This window comes from Anabaena azotica SJ-1, from assembly GCF_047275885.1.
In the GTDB taxonomy this organism is placed as follows: Bacteria; Cyanobacteriota; Cyanobacteriia; order Cyanobacteriales; family Nostocaceae; genus Trichormus_B; species Trichormus_B azotica_A.
Genome location: NZ_CP178454.1, coordinates 823,770 through 844,901 on the forward strand (window position 1 = coordinate 823,770; position 21,132 = coordinate 844,901).

General features: G+C 38.4%; 17 protein-coding genes. 8 read left to right on the forward strand and 9 right to left on the reverse strand.

Translation table 11 applies throughout. The features are described 5' to 3' along the window. Position 1 precedes the first annotated feature (1 nt). Positions 2-1,132 (reverse strand): acyltransferase family protein, encoded by a 1,131-nt coding sequence (locus ACLLO5_RS03410; RefSeq protein ID WP_413174077.1) that lies wholly within the window; start codon positions 1,130-1,132, stop codon positions 2-4. 128 nt (positions 1,133-1,260) lie between these two features. Here ACLLO5_RS03410 and ACLLO5_RS03415 point away from each other — a divergent pair, with 128 nt between their 5' ends. Continuing rightward, complete coding sequence (locus ACLLO5_RS03415; protein ID WP_413174078.1) at positions 1,261-1,722, forward strand: peroxiredoxin; 462 nt, start codon at positions 1,261-1,263, stop codon at positions 1,720-1,722. 126 nt (positions 1,723-1,848) lie between these two features. Here ACLLO5_RS03415 and hpf read toward each other — a convergent pair whose 3' ends face one another. Further along, positions 1,849-2,487, reverse strand: a complete 639-nt coding sequence (gene hpf / locus ACLLO5_RS03420; RefSeq protein WP_413174079.1) for a ribosome hibernation-promoting factor, HPF/YfiA family — start codon at positions 2,485-2,487, stop codon at positions 1,849-1,851. Positions 2,488-3,117: 630 nt separating this feature from the next. Between hpf and lipB the strand changes: the two genes are divergently transcribed. Beyond that, on the forward strand, positions 3,118-3,801 hold the full coding sequence (gene lipB / locus ACLLO5_RS03425; RefSeq protein WP_413174080.1) for a lipoyl(octanoyl) transferase LipB: 684 nt from the start codon (positions 3,118-3,120) through the stop codon (positions 3,799-3,801). Positions 3,802-4,437: 636 nt separating this feature from the next. Here the strand turns inward: lipB and ACLLO5_RS03430 are convergent. From ACLLO5_RS03430 to tmk, 3 genes are all read right to left on the reverse strand, one after another. Beyond that, positions 4,438-4,839 (reverse strand): MAPEG family protein, encoded by a 402-nt coding sequence (locus tag ACLLO5_RS03430; RefSeq protein ID WP_413174081.1) that lies wholly within the window; start codon positions 4,837-4,839, stop codon positions 4,438-4,440. Between the two features lie 67 nt (positions 4,840-4,906). Next, positions 4,907-5,860, reverse strand: a complete 954-nt coding sequence (gene holB, locus ACLLO5_RS03435) for a DNA polymerase III subunit delta' (RefSeq protein WP_413174082.1) — start codon at positions 5,858-5,860, stop codon at positions 4,907-4,909. Then, positions 5,861-6,490: a dTMP kinase gene (gene tmk, locus ACLLO5_RS03440; protein WP_413174083.1), complete on the reverse strand. Its 630-nt coding sequence runs from the start codon at positions 6,488-6,490 to the stop codon at positions 5,861-5,863. Positions 6,491-6,549: 59 nt separating this feature from the next. Between tmk and ACLLO5_RS03445 the strand changes: the two genes are divergently transcribed. Together ACLLO5_RS03445 and ACLLO5_RS03450 are read left to right on the forward strand one after the other, a co-directional pair. Continuing rightward, positions 6,550-9,381: an ATP-binding protein gene (locus ACLLO5_RS03445; RefSeq protein WP_413174084.1), complete on the forward strand. Its 2,832-nt coding sequence runs from the start codon at positions 6,550-6,552 to the stop codon at positions 9,379-9,381. A 356-nt stretch (positions 9,382-9,737) separates the two neighbouring features. After that, positions 9,738-12,581, forward strand: a complete 2,844-nt coding sequence (locus ACLLO5_RS03450; RefSeq protein ID WP_413174085.1) for an ATP-binding protein — start codon at positions 9,738-9,740, stop codon at positions 12,579-12,581. Positions 12,582-12,950: 369 nt separating this feature from the next. On the opposite strand, the gene trxA is transcribed toward ACLLO5_RS03450, so the two are convergent. Beyond that, the gene (trxA, locus tag ACLLO5_RS03455) at positions 12,951-13,277 is read right to left on the reverse strand and encodes a thioredoxin (protein WP_413174086.1); all 327 of its coding nucleotides are present in this window, start codon (positions 13,275-13,277) and stop codon (positions 12,951-12,953) included. 444 nt (positions 13,278-13,721) lie between these two features. Here trxA and ACLLO5_RS03460 point away from each other — a divergent pair, with 444 nt between their 5' ends. From ACLLO5_RS03460 to ACLLO5_RS03475, 4 genes are all read left to right on the forward strand, one after another. Then, positions 13,722-14,327 (forward strand): vWA domain-containing protein, encoded by a 606-nt coding sequence (locus ACLLO5_RS03460; RefSeq protein WP_413174087.1) that lies wholly within the window; start codon positions 13,722-13,724, stop codon positions 14,325-14,327. Positions 14,328-14,412: 85 nt separating this feature from the next. Beyond that, positions 14,413-15,018, forward strand: a complete 606-nt coding sequence (locus tag ACLLO5_RS03465; protein ID WP_413174088.1) for a vWA domain-containing protein — start codon at positions 14,413-14,415, stop codon at positions 15,016-15,018. Positions 15,019-15,065: 47 nt separating this feature from the next. Continuing rightward, the gene (locus tag ACLLO5_RS03470; RefSeq protein ID WP_413174089.1) at positions 15,066-15,671 is read left to right on the forward strand and encodes a vWA domain-containing protein; all 606 of its coding nucleotides are present in this window, start codon (positions 15,066-15,068) and stop codon (positions 15,669-15,671) included. 27 nt (positions 15,672-15,698) lie between these two features. Then, complete coding sequence (locus ACLLO5_RS03475; RefSeq protein ID WP_413174090.1) at positions 15,699-16,094, forward strand: salt stress protein, Slr1339 family; 396 nt, start codon at positions 15,699-15,701, stop codon at positions 16,092-16,094. 165 nt (positions 16,095-16,259) lie between these two features. On the opposite strand, the gene ACLLO5_RS03480 is transcribed toward ACLLO5_RS03475, so the two are convergent. The 3 genes from ACLLO5_RS03480 to ACLLO5_RS03490 form a co-directional block, all read right to left on the reverse strand. Continuing rightward, positions 16,260-18,494: a glycoside hydrolase gene (locus ACLLO5_RS03480; protein WP_413174091.1), complete on the reverse strand. Its 2,235-nt coding sequence runs from the start codon at positions 18,492-18,494 to the stop codon at positions 16,260-16,262. Positions 18,495-18,632: 138 nt separating this feature from the next. Then, positions 18,633-18,863: a NifU family protein gene (locus tag ACLLO5_RS03485; protein ID WP_413176006.1), complete on the reverse strand. Its 231-nt coding sequence runs from the start codon at positions 18,861-18,863 to the stop codon at positions 18,633-18,635. 373 nt (positions 18,864-19,236) lie between these two features. Next, positions 19,237-21,018 carry an ATP-binding protein gene (locus tag ACLLO5_RS03490; protein ID WP_413174092.1) on the reverse strand — a complete coding sequence of 594 codons (1,782 nt, stop codon included), beginning with the start codon at positions 21,016-21,018 and terminating at the stop codon, positions 19,237-19,239. Between the last annotated feature and the right edge of the window lie 114 nt (positions 21,019-21,132).

Sequence of the window (21,132 nt, forward strand, 5' to 3'; positions counted from 1 at the left end):
TTTAAACTTTAAGAAACCAGTTTTTGCGATACATTAAAACTGCAAAGCCGTACCATAACAACACAGTGAAAATACCAAATAAAAATGAACCGTTGAGATTTCCTGCCCAAGAGGCAAAGATATTTTGGTAAATCCAATTGTATATACTAATAGCGGTTTCACCTGTACCAATTTGGGTTTTAGCTGTAATTTTAATGAGGATAACAGAGGCTACAAAGAGTGCGATCGCATTTAACCCCATAATCTCAAAAGGTTTACTCCAGCGTTTTATTAGCCTTACTTCAATTAGTTCATAGCAAGCAGCTAATAACATTAACGCCCAACCGGTGGTAAATAAAACATAAGAACTAGTCCACAGTTTCTTATTAATGGGAAATGCTACATCCCAAATAATGCCAATTACCAAACAACACAAACCAAATAAAACTAAATCCATACTAGTTTGTGAATTAGGCTGTTTTTGATCTTTAATCCATTCCCCAGTAAAATAACCTGCTAAAACGCTAACTATTGCCGGAATAGTGCTGAAAAGTCCTTCTGGATCTCCCAAATAATTAAACCCATCACCTTTATAAAGATGTGCTTTGGGAATAATTAAACGGTCGATAAATGCACCAAAATTACCTTCTCGTGTCAGCATTCCCGCACCATATTCGGGAACAGGAACATACATCATTGTTAACCAATAACCAATCAGTAACACCCCTGCTAATATCCATTGACTTTTGCGTGGTAGTTTTAAAACTATCAAAGATGCGAACAGGTAGGAAAGGCTAATACGTTGTAACACTCCCATCAAGCGGATGCTACTGAAATCAAAAGTCCAAACTCCTTTATTCCAAAAACCGTTGAGTAGTAATCCCAATAGAAAAAGAATAGCAGCGCGGCGCAGGATACGTAAATAAACCGCTTTAGTAGGTTTGTTCTCGGCGGTGTACTTTGATAGTGAGAAAGTCATTGCTACACCGACAATGAACAGAAAAAACGGAAACACCAAATCAGTAGGTGTACAACCGTTCCATTCAGCATGGTCTAAGATTGAATATTTATCATCTGCGACTCCCACCATGTTGACAAGAATCATTGCCGCAATGGTGATACCACGAAACACATCAAGTGAAGTCAGACGCATAAGCGGAATAGTTTTTTTTGATAACTATTTACCCTACTCCGCTTGATGCACGTTATCAAGGAAAATTTATATACTAAGTTACAAGGTAAAATTTTGTTAAGTAATGTTTGAATTTTGTATTTTTTACTATGGCTATCAAAGTTGGAGATCAAGCCCCTGATTTTAGTTTACCCGCACAGAATGGGTCTACAGTCAGCCTCAGAGATTTTCGCGGTAAGAAAGCTGTTGTGCTGTACTTTTATCCCAAGGACGACACACCAGGATGTACTGCGGAATCTTGTGCTTTCCGAGATCAATATGAAGTATTTAAAGCTGCTGGTGCTGAAGTTATCGGTGTAAGTGGAGATTCTAGCGAGTCTCACCAGAAGTTTGCAGCCAAGTACAATCTACCTTTTACACTTTTGAGTGATAAAGGCGATCAAGTACGTAAGCTATATGGTGCTACTACCGCTTTTGGTTTTATTCCCGGCCGGGTGACTTATGTGATTGACCAAAACGGTGTAGTTCAATATGTGTTTGATTCCATGTTGAACTTTAAGGGTCACGTTGAGGAAACCCTGAAAACGTTGCAACAGTTGGCTGCAAAGTAAATTCCTGGTAACTGGGAAAGGGCGGAAGATGCAGGGGGCAGGGGGGCAGGGGAGCAGAGGAGAATAATCTATTACCTTTTGCCTTCTGTCACCTGTCACCTGTCACCTGTCACCTGTCAACTAAAATCAGGCTTTAGACTTTTCTGGTGCAGCAACATTGGCTGTTTTGCCGTTTTTGCCGTTGGTATGTCCGTTACTGTTGCGGGGTTGAATTACGCCGTAACCACCGTGGTTACGTTCGTAAATGACGTTGATTTCTCCTGTTTCCGCGTTACGGAACATATAAAAGTCATGTCCCACTAGTTGCAGTTGTTCTTGGGCTTCTGCAAGGGTCATGGGGGGCATGGAAAAATATTTGGTGCGGACGACTTCTCCTGGTAGTTCGGGGGTGCGATCGCCTATTAAACTCTCTGCAACTGGTTCAGCAACTACTGCTTCATTAGTTGGTATTGGTTGGGTTTTGTGATCTTGTCTTCTTTCTTTATATTTACGTAGCTGACGGGCTATTTTATCTGCAACTAAATCAATACTGGCATATAAGTTTTCGCTGCTTTCCTCCGCACGGATGACGCTACCATTAGCGTAAATCGTTACTTCCGCTGCTTGTTTTGTACTAATTCTGGGATTGCGAGCCACGCTTAAATGCACATCCACTTCATTTGTGATGTTTTGAAAATGATTAACTGCTTTTTCAATTTTTTGATGCACATATTCGCGAATCGCATCAGTAATTTCAATATTTTTGCCGTGGATGACAAGCTTCATGTAAACTCTCCCGCTCAATATTTATTTGATGTGAATGTGTTTTGTATTAACAGAGATTGCGGTAAGGTCTATCACTGCCGCCAATACAAATTATGAAATGCTTTTGATGTACGGCTTTTGCATCTGCTCTCAGGTTGCTGCATCTTAATGATAAGTACCTCTAGCCTCGATTTACCTTGTTAAACTCTGTGTTGTTATCCAACTGGTTGCTAGACAATTGGATGTCCTAGAAAAAATCCTCCATCAATTAATCTTAACTACTTTATACCTAATTTTTCTGTTTGAACAACCTTTACAAATCTAGGAGTCGTTGCTCTTGCTCTCGTGCTGTTGGCTTGTTCACTGTTTATGGAGGATCAAACCCTTAATCAGCGGTTTTAATTCGGATGGATGTAAACAACTTTTGAAGATACCATCAGCCATTTCATTAGACCTCTTGTCTTGGCGTGATGCTTATTGTAGAGAATTCCTCCTAACACCATTGAGGTTATATATTCAAATTAGCACTTTGTGGTTTACATAGCTGATTCCGTTGACTTTCCTTTAAAATCCTTTGCATAGCTTGACATTTGTTGACTCAATGCTGGCTTTTAGAAATATATTTGGTCATTTACACAATTGATTTTTTCCATGATCCATAGTAAAGAACCCCAAAAATATGATTGTTTTTTCTATAACCAAGGATTAATACCTTATTTAGATGCTCTTCAATGGCAGCGATCGCTACTCACCGAACGCATCAACAACCCTAATCTAGAAGACGCACTCATTTTGCTGGAACATCCCCCTGTCTACACTTTGGGGCAAGGTGCCAACCCAGAATTTCTCAAATTTGATTTTGACAAAAGTGTGTATAGTGTGCATAGAGTTGAAAGAGGCGGCGAAGTCACTTATCATTGTCCTGGGCAACTGGTTGGGTATCCGATTTTAAATCTGCACCGTTATCGTCAAGACTTGCATTGGTACTTACGGCAACTAGAAGAAGTCTTAATTCGCGTTTTAGCAAATTATGGATTACAGGGAGAACGCATTCCTGGTTTTACTGGTGTGTGGTTAGAAGGCTATAAGGTTGCTGCTATAGGTATTAAAGTCAGTCGCTGGGTGACGATGCATGGTTTTTCACTGAACGTTTGTCCTGATATGACAGGGTTTGAGCGTATTGTTCCCTGTGGTATAGCTGATAAGGCCGTCGGTAGTTTAACTAATTGGATTCCCGGTATCAAATGTCTGGAAGTAAGGGCTTGTATAGCAGAGTGTTTTTCTGAGGTATTTAGCGTAAAATTAATAGAATCCAAGTATCAAAGCTATACATAATCTTTATAAAACTCTCGAATATTTACATAATTTCATTAAAATAGTTGTGATCTTGATCACGGAAAAATCACGACTTTATGCGTAAAATATGCTCATTTGCCAGCAAATATATTCACTTTTGTATAAATTAACCAAAAACGTGCTTGTGAATTACTCCAATAATCTACAGGTAAACTTTTCCTCGTACAGCACTCTTAAAGAACGTGACTGGGAGGCTTTGATATCACTGTTTGAAAGGGATGACAGTGATGAAATTGAGGCAGAAATTCAAAGTAAATTGGTTTGGTTAGTACCAGAACCATGTTGGGAAGATAATCCTTTTGAATTCTTGCGTGAGTTTCTTTGATGGTTTCTGTGTGCTGAGTTGTGAGTGCTATTAATGCTATTAAATTGAGATTAATGGTCTCTAACTTGCAGCTTTGTAAAAATGACGATAATTATGAAAAACCTTTAAAAAAGGTATTGGCTCAATAAATGTTATCAAGGCTGATTGAGTCACATTTGATATATGGTGATTTTTTTGAATTCTAGATGCAAAATGAAGAAAAAAATTTTGACTATTTGAAATTCCTGATTTTAATGATGGGGTGTACCACAGTCTACACCCCTTTCATTTTTAATTTTCACCTTGCTGTACTAGGTATTTGGAAGTTTCACCAAATATAAAATAATCCCAATTAGTGAACCTAAAATTAGTCCTATATTGCTCAAAGAACTAATAGCAAAACCTATACCTCTTTTTTCGGCTGCTTGATAATATCCCCAAGCATAAGCAATGCGTCCTATTATCCATGCCATACCTAAAGCAGAAGCCCAAATTGGGTTGATATAAATAGAGAACAACCATAAAGCTGGTAAAAATAAAATTAGTTGCTCTAAAGTATTTTGTTGAACGCGTAGCACTCTTTCAAAGTCTGGATTTCCTGTTGTGTCAGGAGGAATAATTTTATATTTAAATCTGGCTCTACCAACGTTGATTGTTACTACAAAGTAAAGGATGAGTGCCAGCACTGTAACAAGGCTAGTCCAAGGAGACATAAATAATTAAAAATTGAAAATTACTAAATAAATTATAGTGCATAATGTTTAGCATTTGATTTCAAAATTAACGCACCTGGGATATTTGCAATAAGGATAAAAAAGTGCATTCCCAAACTAAACGGGGTTGAGCATAGGATAATAAATTTTTGCGAGTTTTTTCTAATTGTTCGATAATACTCCGTTTATGTATTTGTTGCCAGTATGATTGTTGTAGGTAATCAATTAACCATAATTGCGCTTCTGTGTCTAATTCTTTATCTATTTTCTTGGCTAATTCCAAAGCATTTCGGTAAGATGTGGGTGTTTTTTTTACCTGTTGGAGTAACTCACTATTAATTGTTTGTAATTGTTGGTAAGCTGCGATCGCACTGCCTGGACTACCAGCCGCTAAACTTAACACTTCTGGATATTGCAAAATTTCCCCATTTCCTGTTTGTGTCAATACCTGAACAACAGCAGCCGTATCAAGTCGATAAAAGGGAATTTTTTGACAACGGGAAACTAAGGTTGGTAATACAGATTCTGGGGAAGGTGCAATTAAAATTAATGTTGCTTGTCCAGGTTCTTCTAAGGTTTTGAGTAAAGCATTTGCAGCTGATTCTGCCATTGTTTCGGCTTGTTCTAAAACTACCACATTTCTTGTGGCTTCTAAAGGTGGACGGGATAAAAATTGAGTAATTTCTCGAATTTGTTCTAAGCGAATCACAGGTGGTGCTTTACGTTTCACTCCTTTTTCTGCTGCTTCTGCTGCGGTGAGTCTTTGTCCTTGATATTGGTAAGTTGGTTCTACCCAAAATAAAGCAGGGTGATTTCCTTGATGGATACGATTTTGTAAAGTAGCAATTTGATGGGGTTGGATAGAACTAGAAAACAGCATTTCAATGAAACATTTTGCAGCTAAACTTCTGCCTACACCATCAGCACCAACAAAAAGATAAGCTGGTGCAACTCGGTTTTGTTTAACAGCTTGTGTCAATAATTCTATGGCTTGTTTTTGTCCTATTAATTTTTCAAACATTTAGGAATTCAACAGGTGTGTATTTAAAATTTCTTGTATCCTCTGTTGTACAGTTTCTTTACTTAAACTGCCATCTACCCGAAAAATTCGTGATGGGTGAGTAGCAGCTAATTCTGTATATCCCTGTTGTACACGACGGTGAAAAGCAATAGTTTCCTGTTCAATACGGTCTAGTGTAACTTGACCACGTTTCCGCGCTAGTCCTACCTCGACATCAACATCTAGCCAAATCGTTAAATCACTTTCTAAGCCACTGGTGGCAATATAATTAAGCTGGTTAATAATACTCATGCTCAAACCCCGACCATAACCTTGATAGGCGATAGTAGAGTCAGTATAGCGATCGCATAAAATATATTTCCCATCAGCTAAATTCGGCTTTAGTTCTTGTTCTATGTGTTGCGCTCTATCAGCAGCATATAATAATAACTCTGTAACTTCACCAACAGGCTTATCCTCAGACTTTTCTAGCAATAGTTGCCGTAAATGCGACCCTAACTCCGTTCCTCCCGGTTCACGAGTTAGGAAAACTGATACACTTAGATTTTTTAGCCACTGACTGCACAGTTGCATTTGGGTAGTTTTACCACAACCTTCTACTCCTTCAAATACAATTAACTTACCACTCATGTTTTTCAATTTTCCCAATACCGTTTTTTTACCCTAAGCCTAAGACAGAATAGATAAATATGTCACGTTCTCATAGTCCAGTCTCAGATCAATTTGCCTTCCAAAGCTTACCAAGAAGCATGAGTACCTTGGAAACCTGGACTTTTGGTGTCACAAACCATCTAAGTTGGCCAACATTAGTAGCAACTGTTCATGCCAATCTGGGAACAGCAGCTATTTTTGTTTGGATACCCGCTATTATTGTGGGAATATTAGTCAACTATCAAGTTAAACATCTAAGTAGAAACTTATTAAATGTATCTGGGGGAACTCCTAACTATATAACTCGGTTGTGGACAGGCTATCCCATTATTGCTCGCTATGCCGCAATTGGATATCTGATCTCATGGCTTTCCGTTGTGCCACTTAATTCTGTGGTAATCACAGATATGATCAAATCCAATTTAGATGTATTGGGTATTAGCTGTCCAGAACTAATTTTAAAACTTGGCTTCACTTTGCTACCCTTTGTTGTTGCCTTTAGTGGCAGTCGAGCCTTAAATATTTTACATCTATTATTTTCATTACCAGCTTTAGTTGTATTGTTATTATTTTGTTTTCAAGGACTGGGTTTTCTAGCTTTTTCCCCCAATAGTCCCAGCTTTTTTCCTGAACAGTTACCATCATTAAATTTTATAGATTGGGCTAAATGGTTCTTTTTTATTAGCTATACAGCCTACAGTTGTGAAACTGTTTCATCATTTATAGCTGATAGTCATCATCCCCAACAGACTTTAAAGTTCCTTGATATTGCTTCTTGGTTAATGCTTCCTATTTTTATTGGTGGTTCTTGGGTGATAATTCGTTTATCCACAATTGAAGGTCTAGGAGATAACGCCTATCTGAATTTTGCAGTAGCATCTGTATCATTTTGGGGAGACTTTGCCCCAACAAGCAGCACTTTTTTATTAGCGAGTTGCTGTTTATTAGGTTCAGCTACCACAGTTGCTAACTGTCCCCGTATCATCTACCAGTTAGCAATAGATAAACACTTAGCACCAGTATTTTCTTTAGTTTCATCTCGTGGTGTATTTGGGTCATCGCTGTTTTTAAGCTTATGTATCTGCATAATCTATTCTATTTGGGGAGATATATCTAGAATAGTTATAGTTGGAAATGTAGCCTGGTTTGTAGCGTTCATGCTCATGCACTTAGGATTGTGGCGCAAACGGAATCAAGCAGATATATTATTTCCAAAACTATCTTTAGCTTTCTTTATTATCGAGACTGTAATTTTATCTGTTACTGCCTATGCCTGGGGTTGGCAAGATTTTTTAGCAGGATTATTAGCTCCCTTATTTGTATTAATCATTGATGCCTTCGTCCGTTATATTTCCATCCCTGTTTTTCGTCCTTATTGGTGGATAAAATTATATCAATCACAACGGCGCAAATTTCTTAAACATTCCCTAGCAATACAAGTTGGAATATTGATATTTCTGATGTGTGGCGCTTTTTTAGTAGGTTGCTCATTTGTTTGGCTTTTGAATCTTAATTTTATCCCTACTGCTAAAAATTTATTAGTGATCTTATTGATCACAATTGCATTTGTGGGAGTTGCGATCGCTTGCTGGACAAGTTTACCCCAAGTAGTAGCCCTAGAAGAGGCCAGAGAAGCATCTGAACACCTATTTATGGTTGCCCAAGATGGTATTCTAGTATTAGATCAACAAGGCATTATTCAACAAGCTAACCCCGCAACAGAATCTGTATTTGCTATTAAACCATCAGCATTATTAGGAAAACACCTAAACAATTTACTGCCTCAATTAAGCGAATATCCAGAAACATGGGACAACCGCAGTGAACATACCCTAATTCAAAAATCTAAAACTATAACTTTAGAACTTTCTATTTCTGATCGCACCCAGCAAAATTTTCAAGAATATGTAGTTATTCTTCATGACATCACCCAACGCATACAAGCTGAGGAAATATTACGCCAGTCTGAAGCACAACTAAAACAAGAAGCCCAGCAATTGGCCACTCAATTAGTACAAATTGAAAAAATGTCAAGTTTGGGGCAATTGGTAGCAGGTATAGCCCATGAAATCAACAACCCAGTTAGCTTTATTTACGGCAATATCCGCCCAGCAAATCAATATCTTCAAGATTTAATTAGACTCATTGAAATGTATCAGCAGTATTACCCCCAAGCAAATCCAGAAATTCAACAGGAAATAGAAAACATTGATTTAATTTTTTTGATCTCAGATTTTCCCAGATTATTAAATTCTATGGAAGTTGGTTCTCAACGCATTAAAGAAATAGTATTATCTTTAAGGAACTTTTCCCGGCTAGATGAATCAGGTATGAAAGCTGTGAATATTCATGAGGGTATTGATAATACACTAATGATTTTACAAAATCGTTTTAAAGCTACAGCAGAACGTCCAGATATTGAAATAATCAAAAAATATGGCAACATACCACCAGTAGAATGTTATGCTGGTCAACTCAATCAAGTATTTATGAATATTCTTGCTAATGGCATTGATGCTTTAGAAGAAACAATTGCGAATGGACAGAAAATTGAGCAGCCACAAATCCAAATTCAGACTCAACTCATCAACGATGATCAAGTAACTATTTGCATTAAAGATAATGGTTATGGTATTCCTGAAAATATCCAAAAGCATTTATTTGAACCCTTTTTCACCACTAAATCAGTGGGGAAAGGTACAGGTTTAGGCTTATCTATTAGTTATCAAATTATTACAGAAAAACATGGTGGCAATTTAAAATGTAATTCTTATCCTCATCTAGGAACAGAATTTATAATTACTATTCCTCTAAAACAGCAATCAGATAGAGTTAAAAATCAAACTAGCGCGAAAAATCAGATAAGCTGAGATCCATAACTCCCTTCCCCCCGGTTCATGAACCATCGCAGATACAGTTAGAGAATGTCTGAAAATTTTTTTGTATCCACGTAGATTCACTTAATTGAAGTTTGTTATACGCAACAAAGATGTAATTATTCCCTTTTGCTTTCCGCTTATACAGTTATTTATGCTTACTTATCGCGTAAGGTATACAGTCATCAAACCGGATTCCTATATGGATTTAAAAAGAGTGCTTTTGTAGACTACCAGATATATTAAGTAGAAAGAGTTAATTAAATCAGTTCACAGTGATCGGCTATCATTTATCAGCTAACTATGTAGTGATCAATGATATTGATTCAAGTATCTCAGGATTCCTAGTTATGTTTCAGGCAAATAATTCAACCATTAATCAGTCGTTATTTCAACGTTTACCAAGAAGCATGAGTTATTGGGAAACCTGGGCTTTTGGTGTCACAGCGCATCTGAGTTGGACTTCAGTTGTACCCATTATTCATCATGCTTTAGGAACTCAAGCTATTTTTGTCTATGTTCCTGCTGTAATTTTTGGCATGGTGTTGAACTATCAGGTAAAGCATCTAGGAAAAAATTTACTCAATGTAGCTGGAGGAACTCCTAACTACACAACTCAACTTTGGCATCGTTACCCAATCATGGGTAAATATAGCGCCATAGGATATATTCTGGGCTGGCTTTCATTCCTCACAGTTAATTCCCTTGTGCTGACAGACATTATTAAAGTCAATTTAGAAGGGTTCGGCATCTCTTTTCCAGACATAATTCTGAAAGTTGGTTTTACCTTAATACCTTTTATTGTTGCTTTTAGTGGCACTCGTGCGTTAAGTGTTCTACATTTATTTTTTGCGCTTCCAGCCTTTTTGCTACTATTAATATTTTGTGTACAAGGACTAGGTTTTTTAACTTTTTCGGGCTATTCTCCTGGCTTTGTGTCTCACCATGGGATACCTATTAGCTTTATGGATTGGGCAAAATGGTTTTTCATAATTAGCTATTCAACTTATGCGTGTGAAACAGCTTCATCATTTGTAGCTGATAGTCTTCGTCCTGAAAAAACTTTGAAATTTTTAGACGTTGCTGCCTGGCTAATGCCCATCGTCTTTATTGGTGGTTCTTGGGTAATTATGTATTTAGCAACAGGTGACAATCTCGGTGATAGTCCTTTTTTGAATTTTGTTGCTGCGTCTCATCCATTCTGGGGAGAATATGCATCTATAATTGCAACTTTTTTGCTAGCTGGTTCTTGTTTATTAGGTTCAGCAACAGCAGTTTCTAATTGTCCTCGCATTTTATATCAGTTAGCTATAGATAAACATATTGCTCCCGTATTCTCTACCATATCTCCACGTGGTGTCTTTGGTTCAGGTTTAGCTCTGTCGCTTTTTTTGTCTCTCCTATATTTAAGTTGGGGAGATTTGTCTCGTCTGGTTGTTGTAGGCAATGTTAGTTGGTTTGTATCTTTTATCATTTTACATTTGGGGCTATGGCGACAAAGACACAAGCCAGAAGTATTGTTTCCAAAAGTAGCGTTAGGTCTTTTTATACTGGAATTTTTGGTTTTAATAGTGGCTGGATATGCTTGGGGTTGGCAAGATTTTTTAATTGGATTATTAGCACCTTTTGGTGTCTTAATAATTGATGCGTTCATCCGTTATACTTCTTTACCAATTTTTCGGTCTTCATGGTGGATAAAAATCTATAAAATACAAAGAAGAAAACCAGCTAAGGATTCATTGATGCTACAAGTTAGCATTTTGATATTTCTGTTGTGTAGTGCTGTTTTTATCGGTTATTTATTTGGCTTTCAATTAAATATAAATTACAGCAAAAATGGTCAAAATTTAATTGTTATTTTGCTGATGCTAGTAGCATTTGGAGGTGTAGCGATCGCTTGTTGGACAAGCTTACCAGAAGTCATTTCTTTGACTGAAGCTAGAGAATCGGCTGAACATCTATTTATGGTTGCCCAAGATTGTATTTTAGTAGTCAATGAAAATGGAATTATTCAACAAATAAACCCAGCTACTGAATCTTTTTTTAAAATTGAAACATCGCAATTAATAGGACATCATCTCCAAACTTTATTGCCTGAATTAAAAGCAGATCCAGTGGTATGGTTAAAACGAAGTGAACATACTCTGAACCGAAAATCTAAAGTCATTACACTAGAAGTTTCTATCTCTGACCGGACTCAAGAAGATTTCCAGGAATATGTAGTTATTGTCCATGACATAACTCAGCGCAAACAAGCTGAAGAAATTTTACGACAATCTGAAGCCCAATTAAGAAAAGAAGCACAGCAATTAGCATCTCAATTAGTCCAGAGTGAAAAGTTATCTAGTTTGGGGCAATTGGTAGCAGGTATAGCCCATGAAATAAATAATCCAATTAATTTTATCTATGGCAACCTCGATCCAGCTAATCAATACATTCATGATTTAATGATACTCATACAACTTTATGAGCAACATTATCCTCAACCAAAGCTAGAAATTCAAAATGCTATTCAATCTATGGATTTAAATTTTATTTTATCAGATTTACCTAAGTTATTAAATTCTATGGAAGTTGGCTCTCGAAGAATTAAAGAAATAGTATTATCCCTGCGAAATTTTTCCCGACTAGATGAATCAGAAATGAAAGCTGTGAATATTCATGAGGGAATTGATAGTACATTGATGATTTTACAAAGTCGTCTTAAACCTACATCAGACCGTCCAGGAATTGAGATAATTAAACAATATGGTCAATTACCTCCAGTAGAGTGCTATCCTGGACAACTCAATCAAGTATTTATGAATATTTTAGTTAATGGGATTGATGCTATTGAAGAGGCGCTACTTAATGGTTACAAAATTAATCAGCCACAAATTGAGATTCAAACTCAACTTACTAATGAGAATCAGGTAATTATTTCCATCAAGGATAATGGTGCAGGTATTCCTGAAAATGTTAAAAATCATTTATTTGATCCTTTTTTCACGACCAAACCGGTGGGGAAAGGTACAGGCTTAGGTTTATCTATTAGTTATCAAATTATTACAGAAAAACATAGTGGTAATTTAAAATGTATTTCAGAGCTTGATGTGGGCGCAGAATTTATAATTATGATTCCCTTAGAACAGCAAAAAGTTCCATCTCAATTAACATATAGCAGCGATGAAAAGAGTGTAGGAGGTAGGGTGTAGCAAACGCGCTTTGCTAGGCTTCCCCCAGGCTAACAACTGGTGTTGTTGGAAACTCCATCATTAAAATATAGCAGGCGTTTCAAGTCGGGAGCATCCCAATTTTGCAAAAATGTAGAATAAGTATCTGAAAACCCTCTTCTTTCTTCTTACCTATGCCTTCGGCACGCTACGCGAACGTGTCCTTCGCTCCTATCCCTAACGGGACGCTCCGCGAACGTGGTTCGTTTATTTCATGTCTTGACCTCAAGCAAAAAATAAACTTACACATTTGGGATGCTCCCTTTCAATTTTGAATAGTGAGAAATGGTTGGCACTCCCCGGTCTAAAGACACGGGGAACCTCAAACCCATTTTTTCGGTAAAAGTATGACTATACGGAAATATACTGCTCTAGAGTTTTAGATAAAGTGGTTTTTGGTACTGCACCTACAACAGTATCAACTTGCCGACCCCCTTTAAATACCATTAATGTGGGAATACTACGAATACCGTAATGACTAGCAACTGTGGGATTTTGATCTGTGTTCAGCTTCACTACTTTTACTTGTCCTTCATATTCAGCAGCTACTTCATCAACAACGGTTGCCAGCATTCGACAAGGGCCACACCAAGGAGCCCAAAAATCCACCAAGACAGGAGTCTCACTCTCCAATACTTCCTGCTTGAATGTGGCCTCTGTGACATTGGTGACAGTCATAGTTGTTCTCCTAATTTGATTTAGTAATTCTAGATGAGCGAATTACGCTAAAAGCAACAATTTCCCTATATTTAAGGGAGTTAATTTCGATTAATTAATCTCAGAGTAGATTCAGATTAATCCTAAAATACTCAATTGACGAATCTTCCACACCTTAAATATTCAGTTATTTAGCGATTTTACCTCAAAAATGGGTTGTTCCTGGCTTGGAATTGTTTAAATCATTATAAGTAAGGCGGGCTGAAAACCCAAAACCCTTGAGAAACAGGCGCACTGTGCCGCATTCCGTACTTTAAACAAGGGATGAAAGCCGCCAGTGTTTACACTTCAGTGCAGAATCCCCAACGTGAAAGCAGGGGAGCGTCAATACAATACTTCTGTATCTAGATACAGTGTGATTACCTAAGAGTTAAAATAGGAACAGAAAAAACAATAGAGGTATTTATGATGAGCGATCGCGACTATACATTAATTATTGATAAAAGTGGTAGTATGTCCACTCCCGACCAAGCAGGTGGTAGAAGTAGATGGGATATAGCTCAAGAGTCTACCCTGGCCTTGGCTAGAAAAGCTGAACAGTTTGACCCCGATGGCATTACAGTTTATGTCTTTTCTGGCAGATTTAAACGTTACGAAAATGTAACTTCCGCCAAAGTCGCACAAATATTTCAAGAAAATGACCCTGCTGGTACAACCAACTTAGCAGGTGTACTCAATAATGCACTTGATAATTACTTTCAGCGTAAAGCTTCTGGTCAAACTAAACCCAACGGTGAAACAATTTTAGTAATTACAGATGGTGAACCAGATGATCGCAAAGCCGTATTTGAAGTCATTATTCAGGCTACTCGAAGAATGGATAAAGATGAAGAGTTAGCAATTTCTATTATTCAAGTAGGTGCAGATCCACAAGCAACAAAATTTCTCAAAGCTTTAGATGATCAGTTGCAGGGTGTCGGCGCTAAATTTGATATTTGTGACACCGTAACTTTAGACGATTTAGAAGATATGAGTCTTGCAGATGTATTAGCTAATGCCATCAATGATTAATTTGACTACATTATCTATTGGTTGGCAAAAATCAATCTAAAAGCCAAAATCAAAACTTAAATAATTAATCATTGGAGAATTATTAATGTTAGAAAATCGTGATTACACACTGCTTATCGACAACAGTGCCAGTATGGGTAAACCATCTCAACAAGGTGAAAAAAGTAGATGGTTAGCTTTGCAAGAATCTACCTTTGCCCTAGCTCGCAAATGTGAAGAATTTGATCTAGATGGGATAACTGTTTATCTGTTTTCCCATAGATTTCAAAGATTTGATCATGTTACTTCAGCTAAAGTAGCGCAGATTTTTGCGGAAAATACTCCTGGTGATACAACCAATTTAGTCGGTGTGCTTCAAGATGCCATTAATAATTACTTTCAACGCAAAGCTGCTGGTAAAAGTAAATCTAACGGGGAAACAATTTTAATTATTACTGATGGTATACCAGATGATCGTCAATCTGTATGTGAAATAATCATCAATGCTACGCACAAAATGGAGCATGAAAAAGAATTGGGAATTTCCATTATTCAAGTAGGTGCAGATCCGCAAGCAACAAAATTTCTCAAAGCTTTAGATGATCAATTGCAAAGTATCGGCGCTAAATTTGATATTTGCGATACCGTTACTTTAGAAGATTTAGAAGAAATGAGTCTCACTGATGTGTTGATAAATGCGATAAATGACTAATGTGTTACTAATTAATCAATTGAGAGTTAAAAATGGAGAATTTATCAATGTTAGAGAATCGTGATTACACTTTAATTATCGACAAAAGTGGTAGCATGGCTACAGCCGATCAAAAAGGTGGAAGAACTAGATGGTCAGCAGCACAAGAATCAACTTTTGCTTTAGCTAGTAAATGTGAACAATTTGATTCCGATGGCATAACTGTTTATTTATTTTCTGGTAGATTCAAGCGTTATGAAAATGTAAATTCTAGTAAAGTAGTGCAAATTTTCCAAGAAAATGATCCATCAGGTACAACTGATTTAGCTGGTGTATTGAAACACGCTACAGATGATTATTTTCAACGCAAATCTAATGGTCAAATTAAGCCAAATGGCGAACTAATTTTAGTTGTGACTGATGGTGAACCTGATGATCGTAAAGCAGTGATGAAAGTGATTATAGAAACTTCACGGCGTATGGATAGAGATGAAGAATTAGGAATTTCATTTATTCAAGTTGGTTCAGATGCCAATGCTACCCGGTTTCTGAAAATTTTAGATGATGAACTACAAAGTGCTGGGGCAAAATTTGATATCTGTGACACAATTACAATGGAAGATATGGAAGATATGAGTTTATCTGAAGTGCTACTAAATGCGATTAATGATTAACTATCCGCATAATTAGGACTGGTAACGATGGATTCCATTGATAAATTATTAGCTGAAATTAAGGCTGAATATACTGCACCTAAAACCCAACCACAGCAACCTCAATTAACTACAAGTAAACCCTTTATCACTGCTGTTTCTAAATCAGATGCTTTAATAGATAACTTGTTATCAGAAGTCAAAGCTGATTTTGTGGAACAAGATGCTGCTGAAGAATTGAAAAAACAACAGGAATTAGAACAAGAAAAAATTCGTCAAGCACAACTCAAAGCCCAAAAATTAGAGCTTTTGAATAAGGAAGCTAAAGAATGGTTATCTAAATTAGATGCATTTTCACCAGAAGGGCTTTGGTTTGAAAGGTTTGCTGAAGCATACCCATCAAAATTAGAAGCTGCGGTTGAGTATCTACAAAGCAATAGGTAATCATGCCCGTTGGGCGTTTAAATCTTGCAAGTAGCGGGGCAGAAGAGAATAATGTATTATCCTTGTTTTCTGCCTCCTGACTACTGAACTTCTGATAGCGTTCACGTAGTGTGCCGTAGGCATAGCGTGGCGTAAGCCATACTACTGAACTCCTGAACTCCTTTTTTAAGGTACTTCAATCGGAATTAAAGCATTTTCTGGTAAGTAGCTATGGAAACACCCATCATCGGCTAGGATCAAAATTAGACGCAGGGGATAATCTGGGGGAACTTGCAAATCTGCCCAGGGTACTGCTACTTCTAAACAATTATTTAAAGCAGCTTGAGCGCGAGTGGCACGGGGATGCCATTGATAATTGTCTCTTGCTTCTCGAAATTGAACTGATTGTGTAAGTAAGTTAATTTCTAAATGATGGTGAAAAAAGTAATTAACTGGCTCTATATCTGGTACTTCTGCTAAAGGTACAGGACTATTAACCATTGTTCTATCTGGATAATACCAAAGTAAATTTAACTCTGTTGGTAGTTCTTTTCCTGGTGCAATGCCACTTTTAAAGTCTACCCGTAAATAAAAATTCAGGTGATCTACTCCATACCAAAGTCTTTGAATGAGGCTGCTGTTGTGCATGGTTCCCCTTGCACCACCAATTTCTATTCTGCCGGCTTTGTCCCAGTCTTGTTCATCGCCTTTACCATCAATCACTGGGTGAATAAAGCCTTCTGGGCGATGGTCTGATCGCGTTTCATGAACTTCTACTGGTTTTGTTAAATAGGCTGGTATGGGTTCATTTAGGGCTTTATAAATTCCATAGAGATGTTCACGAAATAATTGGTCAAAGATGGCATCTTGATTTGAAGAATGACCTTCTCCAAACCACCAAAACCAATCGGAACCTTCAGCTGCATATAAGGCTTCCCAGGCTGCGGGGTTGTTTTCTTCGGTAGCTTCGGGATGATTGGCTAATACTTGTCTGGCTTGGCTCAGGTAGTCCCAAGCACGATTTTTGGCGGGATCACCTATCCAGGTGGTAAAACTGCCGTCTACCCAAGAACCGCTATGGAGTTGTTCTCCGGGGATGGTGGCTGTGGCGGGATGTTTTTCTAAGAATTCGGATACGGTAACAAGTTTGATATGAGGTTCGTTACTCAAGCTTTGATATAAGGTTTCTAGGAAGGGTTTGCCGTCTTGGGGATAAAATTCCCAGCAGTTTTCACCGTCTAAGGCGATTGTTACTAACCAAGGTTGTTCGCTGGGGTTCTCTTTTTGCTTTCTAGCGATCGCTTGCAAATGTCCCACTAAATCTGCTACAGCTTGTTTTGGCTGCATGGAACTATATGTGAAACCAATCAAATCGGATAATCTATGGTCGCGGAAGACGATGGATAAATCACCTGCTGAAGTTTGCAAACGATAAGGACGGTATAGTAATTCTGGTTGGTGGACATTTCCTGCCCCATCTCGATGGAAAAAGTGTTTTAGGGTCCAACCTAAGACGGCTTCATCTGAGCAAATCCAATTAAAGCCTTGTTTAATAATATACGGTAATATTTCTGGACTGACTGATTGTTCAGAAGGCCATAAACCACGTGGTTCTTGTCCAAATCTGTCTTTATATAAATCCCAAGATTTCTGCAAATGACGAGGAATGTCTTCCGCCCACTGAAAACGACGGTTAGGTAATGTCATGTTTGGCACTGCTACCTGCCCGGAGTTAGTATCGGCTAATAAGGGCAAAATTGGGTGAGTGTAGGGGGTAGTGGTGACTTCTAACTGTCCAGTTTCTTGCATTTTCCGGTGTTGGGGAATAATGCGGCTGAGGATTTGACGTTGTTTGGAATAAATACGTTGGCGATCGCTTAAAGTAAAATTTTGTCCCTGTTTTAACCAAGCTTCAATTTCTGGGTCATCCCAAAACAGAGGATCAATCCAAGCTAGATTATGCCAAGCTAATAAATCACTGTAATCTAGTGGCTGCCAATTTGCTAAACACCAAGCTTGTCCCTTTTCCTGTCTCTGATAGTACAACTGGGCATAGCGGGGATGGGGATCTATTAACGTATGGTGATTAGCATCAAAAAAATGTTCAACAATAAATTCTTTCTGTTCTGTGGTCAACTTTTCAACAGGTGTCAAACTGGCAGTCAGATAAGGGTCAAAAGCAGTACCAGCAATATAGTCTTCTAGTTGCAGTATCAAAGATGGTACTAAATTTACTGTTTGATGTAACTTGGGATACTGTTCCAGCAGCAAGATTAAATCTAAATAATCCTTAGTACCATGTAACCTGACCCAAGGCAAGCGGTACTGCTGACTAGCAGGTGTAGAAACACCACTACCAGGAGATTTGTATAACGGCTGATGTTGATGCCAAATAAAAGCGACATATAGAGGGTGGGACATGAGGAGTGATCAGTTATTGGGGATTTGCTAATAATGTTGAATTATGAATGATGGTAATAGGTAATGGGTAATTGGGAAAATTAATTCCCTATCTTCCCCATCCCCAATCCCTAATCCCCAGTCCCCAGCCCCTAGTTCCTAAACTACTTGTTCAATCTCCGCAATTTCGGGGATCATTTCCTTGAGGCGGCGTTCAATACCCATTCTCAGAGTCATTGCTGAACTGGGACAAGAACCGCAAGCACCTTGTAGCCGCAGTTTAACAACAGGTCCATCCAGTTCTACGAGTTCCACATTACCCCCATCAGACATTAGATAAGGGCGCATTTCATCTAAGACTGTTTCAACGTTTTCAAGTGTAAGTTCCATAGTTGCTGACATAGTTTTAGACCTGCTAAGTTAATAATGGTGATGAAAATTGGGAATTAAGATCCTTGTCTACTTCCCAAAATAACTAAAATTTTCTTCTTTTGCTGAATTAAATCAATCCTACATTGACAACACTCCACACTCTATCCCCATACCGTGGTGCAATCAGTTCAGGAAGCAGGAGATGGGGAGCAGGGGAGCAGGGGAGGATGGGGAGGATGGGGGAGAAAATTAATTCTTTCTTCTTCCTGAACTCCTGACTCCTGACTCCTGACTCCTGACTCCTGACTCCTGACTCCTGACTCCTGACTCCTGATAGCGCAGCGTGGCGTAAGCCATACTCCTGCCCTCTGCCTCCTGCCTTCTTTGTAATTCAATTAAGAGTTTCTATTTCACACTCGCTGGGGGAGCATAGGACAGGTTGTTGATAAAGTGGGACTGTGAATGTGACTGTTGAACCAAGTTCTTCGCCTAAACTGTAGAAATGTACCTCACCACCCATTGCTTCGATGAGCTTTTGGGATATGGTTAGTCCCAAACCTGTACCACCATGAGGGCGAGTACGAGAACCATCTACTTGGGAAAATAATTGAAATAGTTTATCTTGTTGGTCTAAGGAAACACCTATACCAGTATCTGCTACCCGTACTTTCACAATGCCGGGATGCTGTGGTTGTGATTGTCCTTTTGCTTTTTTGAGGACTAAATCGGCGCTGATGGTGACACCGCCTTTGTGGGTGAATTTAATGGCGTTGCCGACCAAATTGAGCATGACCTGTAATAATCTTTGGTAGTTGCCCAGGATGATGATTTCATCAGAGGTAGTGGGCATTTGCATCTGGAGGCTGAGGTTTTTCACCTCCGCTTGGGGACGCACAAAGCTTTCTACATCATTGAATAATTCATGAAGTCTGACAGGCCCGCAGCGGATATCCATTTTGCCTGCTTCAATCTTGGCAAAATCCAAAATGTCGTTGAGGATACCAAGGAGGTGGATTGATAAATCATGGGCATCTTGGACAAACTCATGTTCTTCTGGTCCATCTGCCATTCCTTCCAAAATCAGCTTGAGTAAGCCAATCATGCCGTTGAGAGGGGTACGAATTTCATGGGAGACATTGGCCAGAAATTCGCTTTTGAGGCGGGATGCTTCTTCAGCTTTTTGTCTTGCTGCTTCTAGTTCTTTGTATAAGGTAGCATGAGCGATCGCAGTTCCCAATTGATCTGCTAATTCTTTAGTTAATTCCAGTTCTGTTTCTGTTAATAAATCGCATTCATCACTTAAGCTTAAGGCCACCAAACCATTCGCCTGATCTTGATAGCTAGTAGCAACCAACAGAAATTTCTGCTGCTGAGATTTTTTCTGTACAGACATCTTGATCACCATTGGTTCAAGAGTCGCTAAAGCCTGGGCAAAGACTGGTTCAGAAGATATCTCTATTTCTGAACCCAGAAAGGAATCCAATTCTGGCTGGTGATATTCTGCGACTACCTTGATTTTTGAAGCGTTGGGTTGATAAGGACAAATAATACAACGCTCTAGCTTGAGGATTTTTCCTAAACTGTCAACTGTTTGCTGCCAAATAATTTCTATATCCAGTGTCCGCCGGATATTTCTGGTAATTTTAGTTAATAATTTTTGGTGTTGTTGCGATATCTGTCCCACACCACGGCAACGCAAAGCCCAGTTTGGTTGTGAAGACGGTTTTGAACCCTCGTGATTTGCTACTTTGCCATTAACTTGAGCTTGTAATAACCTCCCCATGATCAAAACCGTGGTTGCGGCTTGACCCAATTGCGGCATAATCGGAGTAATTGTCAACTCCAACTCTATTAATTCCTGACTGCATTTAAACCAGCACTGAACCCTTTCCGGCACTAAAGAACTCAATACTCGATGTAATTGTTCCAAATAGGCAACTTTATCTACTGGAGCAAAGGTTTCATTTTCATTCAGTGCTTCAACGATTTTCTCAGTATTTAGCTCTAGGAGTTCGCTGCGCTGCCAATCAAATGTTAGATAGCGCCCGCTCCCATCTTGCGTATATACCAACTCAGAACCGAGAGATGGTAACAAGCCATCAGAACTACAGTTAATAGATTCCAGGTTCTGAGAAAATAAATTTGGCAATTGGGTGTTCGCAGTAATAGTCATTAATCGAATTGGATAGACAAATAGCTTTCCACCGTGCTTTTACTAAAGCTGTTTAAATTTTGGCATAAAGTTTTACAGCTTTCACACTTTCGATCGTGTATTTTTGATTTTTCT

Bases quoted from the DNA above. Each gene is read 5' to 3' on its own strand.
- ACLLO5_RS03410 (WP_413174077.1), bottom strand. From the start codon at position 1,132: ATGCGTCTGACTTCACTTGATGTGTTTCGTGGTATCACCATTGCGGCA.
- ACLLO5_RS03415 (WP_413174078.1), top strand. From the start codon at position 1,261: ATGGCTATCAAAGTTGGAGATCAAGCCCCTGATTTTAGTTTACCCGCA.
- hpf (WP_413174079.1), bottom strand. From the start codon at position 2,487: ATGAAGCTTGTCATCCACGGCAAAAATATTGAAATTACTGATGCGATT.
- lipB (WP_413174080.1), top strand. From the start codon at position 3,118: ATGATCCATAGTAAAGAACCCCAAAAATATGATTGTTTTTTCTATAAC.
- ACLLO5_RS03430 (WP_413174081.1), bottom strand. From the start codon at position 4,839: ATGTCTCCTTGGACTAGCCTTGTTACAGTGCTGGCACTCATCCTTTAC.
- holB (WP_413174082.1), bottom strand. From the start codon at position 5,860: ATGTTTGAAAAATTAATAGGACAAAAACAAGCCATAGAATTATTGACA.
- tmk (WP_413174083.1), bottom strand. From the start codon at position 6,490: ATGAGTGGTAAGTTAATTGTATTTGAAGGAGTAGAAGGTTGTGGTAAA.
- ACLLO5_RS03445 (WP_413174084.1), top strand. From the start codon at position 6,550: ATGTCACGTTCTCATAGTCCAGTCTCAGATCAATTTGCCTTCCAAAGC.
- ACLLO5_RS03450 (WP_413174085.1), top strand. From the start codon at position 9,738: ATGTTTCAGGCAAATAATTCAACCATTAATCAGTCGTTATTTCAACGT.
- trxA (WP_413174086.1), bottom strand. From the start codon at position 13,277: ATGACTGTCACCAATGTCACAGAGGCCACATTCAAGCAGGAAGTATTG.
- ACLLO5_RS03460 (WP_413174087.1), top strand. From the start codon at position 13,722: ATGATGAGCGATCGCGACTATACATTAATTATTGATAAAAGTGGTAGT.
- ACLLO5_RS03465 (WP_413174088.1), top strand. From the start codon at position 14,413: ATGTTAGAAAATCGTGATTACACACTGCTTATCGACAACAGTGCCAGT.
- ACLLO5_RS03470 (WP_413174089.1), top strand. From the start codon at position 15,066: ATGTTAGAGAATCGTGATTACACTTTAATTATCGACAAAAGTGGTAGC.
- ACLLO5_RS03475 (WP_413174090.1), top strand. From the start codon at position 15,699: ATGGATTCCATTGATAAATTATTAGCTGAAATTAAGGCTGAATATACT.
- ACLLO5_RS03480 (WP_413174091.1), bottom strand. From the start codon at position 18,494: ATGTCCCACCCTCTATATGTCGCTTTTATTTGGCATCAACATCAGCCG.
- ACLLO5_RS03485 (WP_413176006.1), bottom strand. From the start codon at position 18,863: ATGGAACTTACACTTGAAAACGTTGAAACAGTCTTAGATGAAATGCGC.
- ACLLO5_RS03490 (WP_413174092.1), bottom strand. From the start codon at position 21,018: ATGACTATTACTGCGAACACCCAATTGCCAAATTTATTTTCTCAGAAC.